This window comes from Mycobacterium sp. 2YAF39 (assembly GCF_052114565.1).
In the GTDB taxonomy this organism is placed as follows: Bacteria; Actinomycetota; Actinomycetes; order Mycobacteriales; family Mycobacteriaceae; genus Mycobacterium.
In genome coordinates, this window is sequence record NZ_JBFREZ010000001.1 from 14,069 (window position 1) to 28,089 (window position 14,021).

14 protein-coding genes, 1 tRNA gene and 1 pseudogene are annotated in these 14,021 nt (G+C 65.2%); 9 read left to right on the plus strand and 7 right to left on the minus strand.

All coding sequences use genetic code 11. The features are described 5' to 3' along the window. Positions 1-61: 61 nt before the first annotated feature. Positions 62-135 (minus strand) — tRNA-Gly (locus tag AB4Z42_RS00075). A gap of 57 nt (positions 136-192) precedes the next feature. Here AB4Z42_RS00075 and dcd point away from each other — a divergent pair. The 4 genes from dcd to AB4Z42_RS00095 all read left to right on the plus strand — a co-directional run bounded on the left by dcd (position 193) and on the right by AB4Z42_RS00095 (position 5,515). Beyond that, positions 193-765 carry a dCTP deaminase gene (gene dcd, locus AB4Z42_RS00080; protein WP_442007093.1) on the plus strand — a complete coding sequence of 191 codons (573 nt, stop codon included), beginning with the start codon at positions 193-195 and terminating at the stop codon, positions 763-765. Positions 766-876: 111 nt separating this feature from the next. Then, positions 877-2,193, plus strand: coding sequence for an ammonium transporter (locus AB4Z42_RS00085; protein WP_442007094.1), 1,317 nt, complete (start codon positions 877-879; stop codon positions 2,191-2,193). Between the two features lie 238 nt (positions 2,194-2,431). Beyond that, positions 2,432-4,072: a DUF7159 family protein gene (locus tag AB4Z42_RS00090; RefSeq protein ID WP_442007095.1), complete on the plus strand. Its 1,641-nt coding sequence runs from the start codon at positions 2,432-2,434 to the stop codon at positions 4,070-4,072. Between the two features lie 93 nt (positions 4,073-4,165). Beyond that, positions 4,166-5,515, plus strand: coding sequence for a UDP-glucose dehydrogenase family protein (locus AB4Z42_RS00095; RefSeq protein WP_442007096.1), 1,350 nt, complete (start codon positions 4,166-4,168; stop codon positions 5,513-5,515). Here the strand turns inward: AB4Z42_RS00095 and AB4Z42_RS00100 are convergent. Continuing rightward, on the minus strand, positions 5,493-6,113 hold the full coding sequence (locus AB4Z42_RS00100; protein ID WP_442007097.1) for a TetR/AcrR family transcriptional regulator: 621 nt from the start codon (positions 6,111-6,113) through the stop codon (positions 5,493-5,495). The genes AB4Z42_RS00095 and AB4Z42_RS00100 overlap by 23 nt on opposite strands. A gap of 86 nt (positions 6,114-6,199) precedes the next feature. On the opposite strand from AB4Z42_RS00100, the gene AB4Z42_RS00105 reads away from it, so the two are divergent. From AB4Z42_RS00105 to rfbA, 5 genes and pseudogenes are all read left to right on the plus strand, one after another. Continuing rightward, entirely contained in the window at positions 6,200-7,528 is a 1,329-nt protein-coding gene (locus AB4Z42_RS00105; protein WP_442007098.1) for a cytochrome P450, read from the plus strand. A gap of 1 nt (position 7,529) precedes the next feature. Next, positions 7,530-8,279, plus strand: a complete 750-nt coding sequence (locus AB4Z42_RS00110) for a maleylpyruvate isomerase family mycothiol-dependent enzyme (protein ID WP_442007099.1) — start codon at positions 7,530-7,532, stop codon at positions 8,277-8,279. A 75-nt stretch (positions 8,280-8,354) separates the two neighbouring features. Beyond that, a pseudogene (locus AB4Z42_RS00115) lies at positions 8,355-8,771 on the plus strand (hypothetical protein); the annotation flags it as partial. 18 nt (positions 8,772-8,789) lie between these two features. Beyond that, on the plus strand, positions 8,790-9,137 hold the full coding sequence (locus tag AB4Z42_RS00120) for a nuclear transport factor 2 family protein (RefSeq protein ID WP_442007100.1): 348 nt from the start codon (positions 8,790-8,792) through the stop codon (positions 9,135-9,137). After that, positions 9,137-10,000 carry a glucose-1-phosphate thymidylyltransferase RfbA gene (rfbA, locus tag AB4Z42_RS00125; RefSeq protein WP_442007101.1) on the plus strand — a complete coding sequence of 288 codons (864 nt, stop codon included), beginning with the start codon at positions 9,137-9,139 and terminating at the stop codon, positions 9,998-10,000. Before AB4Z42_RS00120 ends, rfbA begins: the two co-directional genes overlap by 1 nt. On the opposite strand, the gene AB4Z42_RS00130 is transcribed toward rfbA, so the two are convergent. The 5 genes from AB4Z42_RS00130 to AB4Z42_RS00150 form a co-directional block, all read right to left on the minus strand. Then, positions 9,954-11,210 carry a YibE/F family protein gene (locus AB4Z42_RS00130; RefSeq protein WP_442007102.1) on the minus strand — a complete coding sequence of 419 codons (1,257 nt, stop codon included), beginning with the start codon at positions 11,208-11,210 and terminating at the stop codon, positions 9,954-9,956. The two genes, rfbA and AB4Z42_RS00130, sit on opposite strands and share 47 nt — an antisense overlap. Before the next feature lie 43 nt (positions 11,211-11,253). Continuing rightward, complete coding sequence (locus AB4Z42_RS00135) at positions 11,254-12,000, minus strand: SigB/SigF/SigG family RNA polymerase sigma factor (RefSeq protein WP_442007103.1); 747 nt, start codon at positions 11,998-12,000, stop codon at positions 11,254-11,256. Positions 12,001-12,140: 140 nt separating this feature from the next. Continuing rightward, positions 12,141-12,605: a low affinity iron permease family protein gene (locus AB4Z42_RS00140; RefSeq protein ID WP_442007104.1), complete on the minus strand. Its 465-nt coding sequence runs from the start codon at positions 12,603-12,605 to the stop codon at positions 12,141-12,143. A 53-nt stretch (positions 12,606-12,658) separates the two neighbouring features. Further along, the gene (locus AB4Z42_RS00145; protein ID WP_442007105.1) at positions 12,659-13,336 is read right to left on the minus strand and encodes an IF2 family translation initiation factor; all 678 of its coding nucleotides are present in this window, start codon (positions 13,334-13,336) and stop codon (positions 12,659-12,661) included. Positions 13,337-13,362: 26 nt separating this feature from the next. Further along, positions 13,363-13,920, minus strand: coding sequence for a CsbD family protein (locus tag AB4Z42_RS00150; RefSeq protein ID WP_442007106.1), 558 nt, complete (start codon positions 13,918-13,920; stop codon positions 13,363-13,365). Between the last annotated feature and the right edge of the window lie 101 nt (positions 13,921-14,021).

Genomic DNA, 14,021 nt, shown 5'->3' on the forward strand with positions numbered 1-14,021 from the left:
GACTCGCCGGAGATCCGTTGATCGAGGACCACATTCATCCCGAGTAGATCCCGGTATTTGATGGAGCCGATGACGGGAATCGAACCCGCGTATTCAGCTTGGGAAGCTGATGTTCTGCCATTGAACTACATCGGCTTGGCTGGCCCAGCCAGTGATCACGAAGGCTAACACCCGAGCGGCTACGCTCGTCGCGTGCTGCTCTCCGATCGCGACATCAGGTCTGAAATCGCCGCGGGGCGGTTGGGTATCGATCCGTACGAGGAGGGCCTCATCCAGCCGTCGAGCGTCGACGTCAGGCTGGACAACCTGTTCCGGGTGTTCAACAACACCCGCTACACCCACATCGACCCATCGCTACGCCAGGACGAACTGACTACGTTGGTCGAGCCCAAGGAGAACGAGCCGTTTGTGCTCCATCCTGGTGAGTTCGTCCTCGGCTCAACGCTGGAGCGATGCTCGCTGCCCAATGACCTCGCGGGCCGCCTGGAAGGTAAGTCGTCACTCGGCCGCCTCGGCCTGCTGACCCACTCCACCGCCGGCTTCATCGACCCGGGGTTCAGCGGCCACATCACGCTGGAACTGTCCAACGTCGCGAACCTGCCGATCACCCTGTGGCCCGGTATGAAGATCGGTCAGCTGTGCCTGCTGCGGCTGACCAGCCCCGCCGAACACCCATACGGCAGCTCGCAGGCCGGGTCCAAGTATCAGGGCCAGCGCGGACCCACCCCGTCGCGCTCGTATCAGAACTTCATCAAGTCCAGCTGACGTGAACTTTCGGTAACCCGGCCGAAACACGAAACATGCCGGAAACATTTTTGCCGCGCGGCTGAAACCTGGGGCCGAAATGCTCGTCGGAACTTCGCCGAAGGAGCTGACGTGCCCGAGATCGATCCTGCCGCCACCGCATGGCTGTTGGCCGCGACCGCGATGGTCCTGCTGATGACCCCGGGCCTGGCCATCTTCTACGGCGGCATGGTGCGCACCACCGGTGTGCTCAACATGATCATGATGTGTTTCATCTCCATCCCGGCGTGCACGGTGGCCTGGCTGCTGCTGGGCTACACCATCGCCTTCTCCGAGGACGCCGGTGGCGGGCTGGTCGGAAACCTCTCACACTTCGGCATGTTGGGCATCGATCCGACGACGGTGCACGGCACGGTGCCCGAACTGCTGTTCGCCACCTTCCAACTCACCTTCGCGATCGTCACCGCCGCGCTTGTCAGTGGCGCCATCGCGGATCGCGCGAGGTTCTCGGCGTGGGTGGTCTTCGTTCCGCTGTGGACCATCGCGGTCTACGCCGTAGTGGCGCACTGGGTGTGGGGACCCGGCGGCTGGTTGTTCAACCTCGGAGTGCTGGATTACGCGGGTGGTCTGGTGGTCGAGATCGTCTCGGGCGCTTCGGCATTGGCGCTCGCGCTGGTGCTCGGCCCGCGCATCGGTTTCAAGAAGGACGCCATGCGTCCGCACAACCTGCCTTTCGTCCTGCTCGGTGCGGGCCTGCTGTGGTTCGGCTGGTTCGGGTTCAACGCCGGCTCGGCGCTGGCGGCCAACGGCACGGCGGCGGCAGTCTTCCTCAACACCTTGGTTGCCGGCTGCCTCGGCATGCTGGGCTGGATCGTCGTCGAGCGGTTCCGCGACGGTAAGCCGACGACGTTCGGCGCCGCGTCCGGTGTGGTCGCCGGCCTGGTCGCGATCACACCCTCGTGCGGCACGGTCAACACCCTCGGCGCGTTGATCGTCGGTCTGCTCGCGGGCGTCATCTGCTCGTACGCCGTCGGCCTGAAGTTCCGGTGGGGCTACGACGATTCGCTGGACGTCGTCGGTGTGCACTACGTCGGCGGACTCGTCGGTGTGCTGCTCATCGGATTCCTCGCGAACGCCGTCATGACAGCCGGCCCCGAGGGCCTGTTCTACGGCGGCGGACTGGCCCAACTGGGCAAACAGGCGCTGGCGGCCCTCGTGGTCAGCCTCTATGCGTTCACCGTCTCCTTCGCACTGGGCAAGATCATCGACCGGGTGCTTGGCTTCCGCCTCAGCGCCGAGGACGAGACCACCGGCGTCGACTTCACCCAGCACGCCGAGACGGCCTATGCCGAGGGGGTGCACGGTCACCAACCGGGACGCCGACCGCCACTCGGTGGCCCGGCTACGTTGCAACCGCGCGCCGAGACCCCCGACGGCAAAAAGGACTGAAATCGTCTTTTGAACGGCCGGGCGCGCTCGGCCGTTGACCCGAGTAAGGTCGGGGTACCGGCGTCGTCGGGGCGCCGGAGCTGCCAGAGGTTCGGCCACGACTTGATCGCCCGCAGCAAATGCGTTCTGGGATGTAACGCACCAGCTGAGCAGGTCGATAAGTACGAGTAGTCGACTCATGCGGATTTGCGGAGTCATCAGCGAATTAGATAGCGTAGCAAACTTATTGGAGGGTTCAGTGGACATCGTACTGGGTGTGTCGACGACACCTACGACGGTCCGCATGGTGCTGGTCGAAGGGGAGAAGGGCGACGGGCTGACCGTCGACCACGACACTTTCGACGTCACCGTGAATGAAGGCTCGGCAAACTCGGCGGCCGCGGATCAGGTCGTCGAGGCAGTGCTGGGAACCCAGGAGAGCGCCGCCACCGGCGGGCATCACCTCAAGGCGATCGGCGTCACCTGGAGCGACCACACCCAAGGTGCGGCACTGCGTGACGCCCTTGCGGCAAAGGGCCTGGATGACGTGATGCTCGTGTCGGCCAGCCATGCCGCCGCCGAGCTTGCCCAGGCCGCCGGTCGTGCGGTCGGGTACAGCACCACCGCGTTATTGTTCATCGACCGCGACACCGCCACGCTGTCGGTCGTACAGACCGACGACGGGTCGGTCGTCAAGGTGCTCAGCCGCAGCCTGCACAGCACGGACGCGATGGACGTGCTGTCCGAGATGGCCGCCGCCGTCGATGCGCAGGACTCCCCGCCGCAGGGCATGTTCGTCGTCGGGTCGGGCGTCAACGTCTCGTCGGTGAAGGAACACCTTCAGCGTCTGGTCAGCCTTCCGGTCAGCGCGCCGGACGAACCCGAACTCGCACTCGCCCGCGGTGCCGCCCTGGCGGCGGCCAACGCCCCGGCCCTGGAGTCGTCGACTGTCGGACTGGCCTATTCGCTGGACCCCGACGGAACCACCGCGGGCTCGGCGCTGGCCGGACTTGCCAACGCCGAGACGCAGCTGGCTTCTGTCGGCTCCGACGGCGCGTCCCTTGGTGACTACGACCCCCAGACCGAGCTGGCGCTGGACACGGGGGAGCGTAAGCCGTTCCTGCTCGTGGGCAGCGCGCTGACGTCGATCTTCATCGTCGGCGTTGTGGCGCTGGTCATTTCGTTGGCGGTGAGCATCCGCCCAACGGCCGACCAGCGGCCCAGCCCCGGCCAGAACGCCCTCGTTCCCACCACGGTCGCGCCCGCGGCGCCGGCGCCTGCGCCTGCGCCCGAAGCGCAGCCGATCGAGGCGCCCCCGCCCCCGCCGGCCGCGCAGACCATCAAGYCGCCGGTGCCCGTGGCCCAGCAGGTTCCGCAGGCACCGCCGCGGACCGTCTACGTCGAGGCGCCGCCACCTGCGGCCCCGCCTCCTCCCGCGGCTCCGCCGCCCGCTCCGGTCCCCGCGGCCCCGGCGCCCATCCCGGCCCCGGTCTACATACCGCCGCCCGTGTACAACCCGCCGCCGATCTACCGCCCGTGGAATCCGCCGTGGCGGCCGTCCTACGTGCCGCACAACCCGTGGACTCCGCCGCAGTGGAATCCGCCGTGGGAGGACGAACCCGAAGCGCCGCAGGTTCCGCAACAGCCGCAGATCCCGCAACAGCCACAGATCCCGCAACAGCCGCAGATCCCGCAACAGCCGCAGATCCCGCAGGTGCCGCAGTCGCCGTCATTCAACGACGGCGGCTCGGGACGTGGAGGCTCGGGATCCGGGGGCTCCGGCTCGTCTCGCGGTCCGCAATTCCCCGGAGGGGGATCGGGATCGTCGGGCCGTGGCGGTGGCGGTGGCGGTGGCGGTGGCGGTGGTGGCTGCTTCCTGATCTTCTGTAGCGGGGGTTAGGTCACATTCACCGCGCTCACTCGTAACCTACCGTTGGTGTGCTGCTAAGTGTCGCGTAGCAGTTAGCTCATCGCGACTGCATACAAGGGTGGTATGCGATGCGCAGTCTTCGGCACGGGCTATCTCGGTGCGACTCATGCCGCCGGTATGGCCGAACTCGGGCACGACGTAATCGGTGTCGACATCGACCCGGGGAAGGTCGCCAAGCTCGCCTCCGGTGACATTCCGTTCTACGAACCCGGCCTGCGAAAGATGTTGGGCGACAACATCGCTGCGGGCCGCCTCCGTTTCACCACCGACTACGAGGCTGCGGCTGAGTTCGCCGACGTGCACTTCCTCGGTGTCGGAACCCCGCAGAAGAAGGGTGAATACGGCGCGGACCTTCGGCATGTGCACGCCGTGATCGACAGATTGGTGCCGCTGCTCACGCGATCGGCGGTCATCGTCGGTAAGTCCACTGTCCCGGTCGGCACCGCCGCCGAACTCGCCGAGCGGGCGCGTGCGTTGGCCTCCGACGGTATCGACGTCGAGGTGGCCTGGAACCCCGAATTCCTCCGCGAAGGCTTCGCCGTCCACGACACGCTGCATCCGGACCGGATTGTCCTTGGCGTGCCGAAGAATTCGGTGACTGCAGAAGCTGCCGTCCGCGAGCTGTACGCACCACTGCTGGATGAGGACGTGCCCTTCCTGGTCACCGACCTCCAGACGGCCGAACTCGTCAAGGTGTCCGCGAACGCGTTTCTGGCCACCAAGATCTCGTTCATCAATGCGATCTCGGAGGTGTGCGAGGCCGTTGACGCCGATGTCACCATGCTCGCCGATGCGCTGGGCCACGACTCCCGGATCGGGCGACGATTCCTCAACGCGGGCCTCGGATTCGGCGGCGGCTGCCTGCCCAAGGACATCCGTGCATTCATGGCACGCGCAGGCGAGCTCGGCGCAAACCATGCGCTGACGTTCCTCCGCGAGGTGGACAGCATCAACATGCGCCGTCGCACCAGGATGGTGGAGTTGGCCACCACTGCCTGCGGCGGTTCGCTTCTCGGCGCCAACATTGCGGTGCTGGGCGCGGCGTTCAAACCCGAATCCGACGATGTGCGTGACTCGCCGGCACTCAACGTCGCGGGCATGCTGCAACTCAACGGCGCCACGGTCAACGTCTACGACCCGAAGGCGATCGAGAACTCGCAGCGCCTGTTCCCGACGCTGAACTATTCGACGTCGGTGGTGGAGGCGTGCGAACGTGCGGATGCGGTGCTGGTGCTGACCGAATGGCGAGAGTTCACCGAGCTCGATCCTGATGACCTTGCCCAAACCGTACGGGCGAAAGTCGTTGTGGACGGCCGCAATTGCCTCGATGTCGAGCGCTGGTCGGCTGCGGGCTGGCGGCTGTACTGCCTGGGCAGGAGCCCGCGAGCGGTCAGTCCGCCGTCCCTTGTTTGAGCATTCCGTCGAAGCCCTGCCACAGCAGCATGAAGACCAGTTCGACGACGCGCTCGCGTGGTACGTCACGGTTTTCGTACCACCAGCTCGCGACGCCGTGGCATGCGGCCTGAGTGGCGCGGGCGAGGATCCACGCCGCTTCGTCGACGGTGATGCCCTTCACCGATTTTGAATCGGCTGCCCCGAACCGGATCAGGTCGGCGATACCTGCGGTGCCGCGGTCGGCCAGCTCCTGGCGCACCTCGGCGATATCGGGATCAGCGGGGATGTCCTGGTGAAAGACGCGCCAGATGAAGGGGTCCTCCTCGACGAACTCGAAGTAGTTCTCGATGCTGGCGCGCACCAATTCCTCGACCGTCGCACCCTCCAGGCGACGCAGCGAGCGCTCGCGTAACTGTGCGGCGTGCAGTTCGAGAAGCGTGATGTGCAGTTCGCGTTTGGAGCCGAAATGGTCGTAGAGGACTGACGGTACTACGCCTGCGCGCGTGGCGATGTCCTGCATCTTCGCGGCCGTATACCCGTGTTCGGCGAAGACCTCCACGGCCGCGTCAAGGATGCGAACCCGGCGCTCTTCGGCGGGTATCCGCTTCCTTGCCATACCGAATACTAATTCGGTAAGGTGCACTTTGGGTAACCGAACCGCAATTCGGTTGGGCGCCAGTAGCGTCAAGGGGTGGAGGGGACATGAGTCAAGGCCCGGTCAAGCAGCGGATTCATTGGCTGGCTGTGCACGGCGGCATCCGCGGAGTGTCGAAGATCTTCGCCCGTCAGGGCGATCCGCAGGGGCGCATGCTCGCCGACCCCGCCGTGCGGGCCGACCCCGTCACTTTCATCGAGGAAGTGCGCGCCATGGGCCGCCCGGTCGTCACATGCCGTGCCGTCTACATGACTGTCGATCACAAGGTCGCGAGCGACCTGCTGCGTTCCGATGACTTCCAAGTCTTCGGGATGGGCACGAACCTGCCCAAAGCGGCGCAGTGGTTGGCCGACCGCACCAAATCTGATCTGCTGCATCCGATTCAACCCCCGTCGATGTTGTCCGTGGAACCGCCGCAGCACACGCGCTACCGCAAGCTGGTGTCCTCGGTGTTCACCGCGCGCGCCGTCGCGGCATTGCGCGACCGCGTCCAGGCTGCGGCCAACACCCTTCTCGACGAGATGGCCGATGCCGGCACCATCGACATCGTCGACCGGTACTGCTCACAACTCCCCGTCACGGTCATCGGCGACATCCTCGGGGTTCCCGACGACGCACGGTCCCGCATCCTCGAGTTCGGCGAACTCGCGGCGCCGAGCCTCGACATCGGCTTGACGTGGCGCCAGTACAGGACGGTCAACCGCGGTATCCAGGGCTTCAACGACTGGCTCTCCAACCACCTCCATGCGTTGCGCCGCAATCCTGGTGAGGACCTGATGAGCCAGATCATCGTGGCCTCCGAGAGCGCCGAAGGGGGACCGCTGACCCATCAGGAACTGCTATCGACCGCGGGCCTGGTGCTGGCGGCGGGTTTCGAGACGACGGTCAACCTGCTGGGCAACGGAATTCGGATGCTGCTGGACACGCCGGAACATCTCGACACCCTGGCGGCCCGGCCTGAGCTGTGGCCCACGGCGGTCGAGGAGATCCTGCGTCTGGACTCGCCGGTGCAACTGAGTGCGCGAATTGCGTTGAAAGACACGGACGTGGCGGGCACCACGGTCCGCCGCGGAAAGGCCGTGATCCTCTATCTCGCGGGTGCCAACCGCGACCCCAGGGTCTTCGACGACCCGCACCGGTTCGATATCGAACGCGAGAACGCGGGTAAGCATCTGTCGTTCTCCGGCGGGCGACACTACTGCCTCGGGGCCGCGTTGGCTCGCGCCGAGGGTGAGGTCGGTCTGCGGACGTTCTTCGAGCGCTTTCCTGATGCGCGGCTGGCCGGTGGCGGCAGCCGGCGCCCGACACGCGTACTCCGCGGGTGGTCGACGCTGCCGATCTCACTTGGCAAGGCGCGGACCGCTGTAAGTTCGTGACGTGGATTTCCGAGCCGCCCTGCTCGACCAGACCCATGCCTTCGGAGAACTGATCCGCGGCGCAGACCCGTCGACGCCCGTACCGACCTGCCCCGACTGGACGCTGCGACAGTTGTTCCGCCACGTCGGGCGCGGCAACCGGTGGGCGGCTCAGATCGTCGCCGAGCGCCGCAGCGAGCCCCTCGACCCGCGTGCCGTCCGCAACGGCAAGCCCCCCGACGACGAGGACGGCGCGATCGACTGGCTCAACGGCGGCGCCCAGCAGATCATCGTGGCGGTCGATCAGGTCGGGTCAGACGCCCGGGTGTGGACGTTCAACGGGCCCCGGCCTGCCGGTTTCTGGGTCCGCAGGCGGCTGCACGAAGCGACCGTGCACCTTGCTGACGCCGCGCTCGCGCTGGGTCTCGAGTACGACCCGGACCCGGAACTGGCGGCAGACGCCATCAGCGAGTGGATCGAGCTGATGGTGGTCCAGGCCGATCGAAACTCCCCGCCGGTGGATCACGGTCGCACGCTGCACCTGCACGCCACCGACGCCGGTCTCGGCCCGACCGGCGAGTGGACGATCGTGAATGGCGACGAAGGTCTGTCTTGGACACACGAGCACGGCAAGGGCGACGTCGCTCTGCGTGGGCCGGCGAAGGACCTGCTGCTGGCGATTGTGCGCAGGCGTGCCGCGACCGAACTGGAGATCGAGGTTTTCGGCGATACCGGGGTGTGGGACGCATGGCTCGAACGAACACCGTTCTGATCGTGGACTTGCGCGCGGCACTGATCGACCAAACCCACGCCTTCGGTGAGTTGATCCGCGGCGCAGACCCTTTGATGGTGGATACGACGGCTTTGCCACGAAGTCGGCGTGCACTCCGCCGATGCCGCGCTCGCGCTGGGCGCCGACTACAGCCCGTCGCCGGATGTGGCCGCAGACGCCATCAGCGAGTGGATCGAGCTAATGGTCCTGCAGTCAGCTCGGCTGACCAAACCGCCGGTGGACCGTGGGCGCACCCTGCATCTGCATGCCACCGATGCCGGCCTGGGCCCGACCGGCGAGTGGACGATCACCAACGACGACGAGGGCCTGTCCTGGACGCATAACCACGGCAAGGGCGACGTCGCGCTGCGTGGACCGGCCAGGGATCTGCTGCTTGCGATCGCGCGTAGGCGCCCCGTGACTGAACTGGGGATCGAGGTTTTCGGTGACAGCTCCGTTTGGGACGAATGGCTCGAACGCACGCCGTTCTGATTGGTACCTTCGACGACTGTGACCACTTCGGAGATCGCGACCGTCCTTGCTTGGCACGATGCGCTGAACGAGCGGGACCTCGACACCCTGATCCAGGTATCCAGCGACGACATCGAGTTCGGCGACGCGAACGGTGCAGGACAGGGACACGACGCCCTGCGCCAATGGGCGGGTTCGCTGGAGACGTCAGCCGCCGTCCCCGGGCGGATGTTCGTCCGCGACGGCGTCGTGGTCGCAGAGGAACAAGATGGAAAGGCGTCGGCGTTCCGGGTCGTGCACGACCACGTCACCTCGGTGTTCCGCCACCAGGACCTCGCTGCTGCCCTGGCCGCCACCGAGTTGACCGAACAGGACCTGGCGGGCTGATGAAGGGGATCATCCTGGCTGGCGGATCGGGTACCCGGCTGTATCCGATCACCATGGGCGTCAGCAAGCAGCTGGTGCCGGTGTTCGACAAGCCGATGATCTATTACCCGCTGTCCACGCTGATCATGGCGGGTATCCGCGATATCCAGGTGATCACCACGGCGGAGGACGCACCCGCCTTTCACCGACTGCTCGGCGACGGCTCGCATTTCGGCATCAACCTCAGCTGGACCGTCCAGGATCAGCCCAATGGTCTGGCACAGGCGTTTGTCATCGGCGCCGACCACATCGGCAATGATTCGGTGGCTTTGGTTCTGGGGGACAACATCTTCTACGGCCCCAGTTTGGGTACCAGCCTGACTCGATTCCAAAAGATCGACGGCGGAGCGATTTTCGCGTACTGGGTAGCCAACCCCTCGGCTTACGGTGTGGTGGAGTTCAGTGAAGACGGCACCGCGCTTTCGTTGGAGGAGAAGCCTGCTACCCCGAAGTCGCACTATGCGGTGCCCGGCCTGTACTTCTACGATAACGACGTCATCGAGATCGCGCGCTCGATAAAGCCTTCCGCCCGAGGCGAATACGAGATCACCGACATCAACCAGACGTACCTGAACCAGGGGCGGCTTTCGGTAGAGGTGCTCGCTCGTGGCACCGCGTGGCTGGACACCGGAACGTTCGACTCGCTGCTCGACGCCAGTGACTACGTGCGCACCATCGAACGCCGGCAGGGCTTGAAGATCGGCGCCCCGGAGGAAGTGGCGTGGCGGGCCGGGTTCATCGACGACGACCAATTGGCCGCCCGCGCACAGAGTCTGCTCAAGTCTGGATACGGCGCGTATCTGCTTGAGCTGCTGGAGCGGTAGGGGTAGCGAGCATCGCAGCGATAGCCGTCGTCAATGGTACCGACAGCGCCAGCGCGATGCCGCCCACCGCGGAGCGCGCAATCTCGATCGCCACGCTCTCGCTTGTCATCACATCGCTCAGGGAGCGATTGGCCACGCTGAACAACAAGAGCAGCGGCAGCGCGCTGCCGGCGTAGGCGAGCACCAGGGTGTAGACGGTGCTGGCAATGTGGTCACGACCAACGCGCATCGCGCCGACGAACACCGCTCGGCGGGAGGTGCCCTCGATCGCGGCCAGCTCGAATGCCGTGGATGCCTGCGTGACGGTGACGTCGTTGAGCACACCCAGCGAACCGACGATGAATCCGGCCAACAACAGGCCGGTGATCGACACATTGCCCAAGTACGTCGCTACCGCGTTGTTGTCCTCCTCAGAGAGGCCGGTCAGGTGGGTCAATTCGATTGCGGCCCAGGACAATATCGCGGCCAGAAGCAGGGATGCCAGCGTGCCGAGCAGTGCTGCGCTGGTGCGCAGGCTTACGCCGTGTGCCAAGTAGATCACTGCGTACAGGATCACTGACGAAGCCACCAGCGCGACCGGGATGGCGGCGCCCCCGTCACGCAGAGCGGGCAACATGAACACGACCAGCACCCCGAACGCGACGACGATCCCGATCAGCGCCCGGAACCCGCGCCATCGGGCTACCGCGACGACTACGACCGCGAACGCCACGGCCAGTCCGGCCAACGGCCACGCCCGCTCATAGTCGTAGAAGGAGTAGGTCGTGGTGCCGGTCGGGTCGACCTGGCGGGTGATCCGGATCTGGTCACCGACCACGAGTTGCGGCTGCCCAGGGCCGCCGCTGAACTCCAGCAGCGTATTGGCGCCCGCGTTCGGGCCGGAGTCGATCGCGACGAAGGCCTGAACGCAATCGGCGGTGCCCTGGGCGCGTGTGGGCGGGGCCGTCAGCACCGCTCCCACCGACTGGTATCCACAGGGCGCCGCGCTGCTCGACACGACGTGGCCCGCCTCGGTGGTGACCGCACCGCCCGCGGAGTTCTGGTACGGCAGCGGGATGTCGACCTTCTGCTGACTCGGCCAGAGCCACGCCGCTCCGGCCAGGGTCACGATGCCGACGGCGATCAGCAGGCCGACGACGACCTTGGCGGCCAAGGGTCCCAGCGGCGTTGGGCCGCTCAGGGAGTGCGAATGGGCGTGCGAGTGCGTCACCCGCAACAGGGTAGGGGTACTTCCTGAACCCGGGGGCGGAGAGCTACACCAGCTCTAGTGTCAGGGCCTGATCGCGCAATTCGGCAAGAGACCTGGCCAAAAGTCGCGACACGTGCATCTGCGATATCCCGAGGCGTTCGGCGATCTGAGTTTGGGTCATGTTCTCGAAGAATCGGAGCCTGAGCACTGTTTGCTGACGTGCTGGCAGCTTTGCGAGCAGCGGGCGGGCCGTTTCGACGTCGAGTACCTTCTCCAAATTATCGTCGATGGCGCCGATGCGGTTGGAGACCGGGAGTCCGTCGTCGTCGCCGCCTACCCCCGGCGCGGGGGTGTCAGATGACAAGGTGGAGTATGCAGTTGCGGCGATCTGCGCTTGCACGACCTCTTCGCGATCGAGTCCAAGGTGGCTGGCGATCTCGCTCGCCGTCGGCGCACGCCCTAACTGTTGGGACAACTCAGCGTGGGCCCTATTGAGCTGTAAGCCAAGCTCTTTCATTCGGCGAGGGACCTTCACAGACCAGCCGTGGTCGCGGAAGTGTCGGCGAACCTCACCCATCATCGTCGGAATGGCAAACGCGAGGAAATTGGCGCCGTTGTCCGGGTCGAATCGGTTGACAGCCCCAATGAGGCCGAGCCGCGCCACCTGACGGAGGTCTTCATAAGGTTCGCCGCGGTTCTTGAAACGGCGGGCGATGTGGTCGGCCAGTGGCAGGCATCGATTGATGATCACGTCCCGCTGGCGCCGATATCCGCTCGACTCTTCGTCCAGCGTCTGAAGATCCCGGAACATGCCCGCGACATCGGCATATTCGGATCTAGGTCTCGCACTCACCTGGAGGCCCTTCGTTCTGCACATCCTGATCGGGCGGCTCGAGATGAACCTGGCAAATGCGCGCGGCGGCCGAGTCCAAGACTACGCCGCGTGAGACGTCATGCATCGATTCGAACCGGGCAACAGGTAGTCGTGACGTCGCTAACCAGGCGATTCGTTGGCGATGTTCTCTGCAGCCTGCTCTGCGCCCGTCGGGTGATCGGTGTCGCGGGGGTCGGGAGTCCCGGGTCTTCCTTCTGACGGCTCAGTGGGCCTGTGCCTTTTCGTTCTGTACTCTCCCGATGCTCGACACCGACGGCGAAGGTCAGTTCATCGCGCGCACGGCGTAGATCCTCATCGTTTTCACCGAGTTTCTCCACGAGGTCAGCTAGAGCATCGGCGATTGCATTGAGCTTGCGTTGGGTGGCGTTCTCGGCGCGTGTCTCAGTGTTCTGCAACAGCGCCACCAGAAGGAACGTGATCGTGGACGTGAATGTATTGATCACCAGCGCCGAGCCGTCGATGCTCGGGCATAGCCAGAATGTCGGATACCCGCGCACCGGTGCGGGGACTGTCGCTGCCACGTGAAAGCGCCGGCGGCACAACGACAGTCCCTCACACGGCGACTAACTCACATTCACTTGTTGTTCGCCCGGGCGGCTTGACGCTTGCGCTTCTCCTCATCCGCCAGGTCCTCGATGCGATCCGCCTGCGCGCGTTTTGCGCTGGCTTCGTTCCGCTTGTCCGCGGCATCGTCGAGGTTTGATTTGGCGGCCTTCGCGGCGTGCTGCTCCTGCGCCCGAATCTTGGCGTGCTCCTCGCGTTTTGCCGCCTCAGCTGACCTTGTGCGCTGCGCGGCAAGATCGTCGGCGCGCTTCTTCGCATCAGCGGCCCGTTGGGCCGCGGAGTCTTCGGCCGCACGCTTTCGCTCCTCGGCTGAGGTACGGGCGTCTTCAACTTTTTGTTCCTTGGCCGCGAGTGCGTCCTGCCGCTCCTTCGTGGCCTCGTCACTTCTGGCCTTCAGGTCAGCGCGGGACCGCTGCCTTTTTTGATCCGCCTCTGCGTCCAACTGTGCTGCCCGGCCCAGCGCATCGCTGCGCCGAGCGAGCGCAGCGCCGCTCCTTTGAAGCTTCCTGTCGCCCAGAGCATTTCCCATGACAGCGTCAAGCAGTCCCAAAGATCGCTCGTACAACAATCGTGCCGGCGCCTCGGAACCCATGCGAGCGATCACGCGCTGCTCGACCAACTGGAGGGGAAACCGGGCGATTCGGTACTGGAGGCGCAATACGGCTAGCGGGGTGTCGATGATTCTCATTGATAGCTCCTGTATCTTGCCGCTGCTCAAGGCAGGTCGGCCTGGCTGGTCAGTTTGTCTGCTTGCGCTCTGATGCGGTCGGCCTCGGCTTCTGCGCTGGAAGCGTCTTGAACGGCGGCCAGATGATCGTCGACGGCATCGACGACTTCTTCACTGGCCGAATCGAGTTCGGCGCGCTCCTGGTCTTTGGCCTTTTGGATATCGGCCTGCGCATCGAGCTCGGCGCGGACTTTCTCCTGCGCAGCCTGTTCTTGTTCTGCGCGCTCGGCGTTGCGCTTCTGATCGGCTTGCTGTTCGCGAGCTGATTGCTCAACCGCAGCCGCCTGTGCGTTCACGGCGATTCGGTCCTGTGTGCCTTCGGCACGCGCCTCTGCCGCTTCTCTGCGTGCCTTCTCAGCCTCGGCGTCGGCGACGGCTTCGACGCTGTTGGCCTCCTTGCGCTCGTTGGCTTGGGTCTGCTCGAGCTGTCCCTCGGCGGTCAGTGAGTCGTTGCCGGTGACAGCACCTGCGACCTCTTTCACCTTGCCTTTTACGGAATCGAATAATCCCTTGCGGGCTTCGTCGGCCTTGTTGTGCTCAGTCATCTGACTCTTTTCTCGGTATCAATCGACACTCGTAGAGCGAGTTCCGATACCTTCTGTTGCGGCAATACGACGGCGCGCCGTATTGACCGCTCGTGAATGGG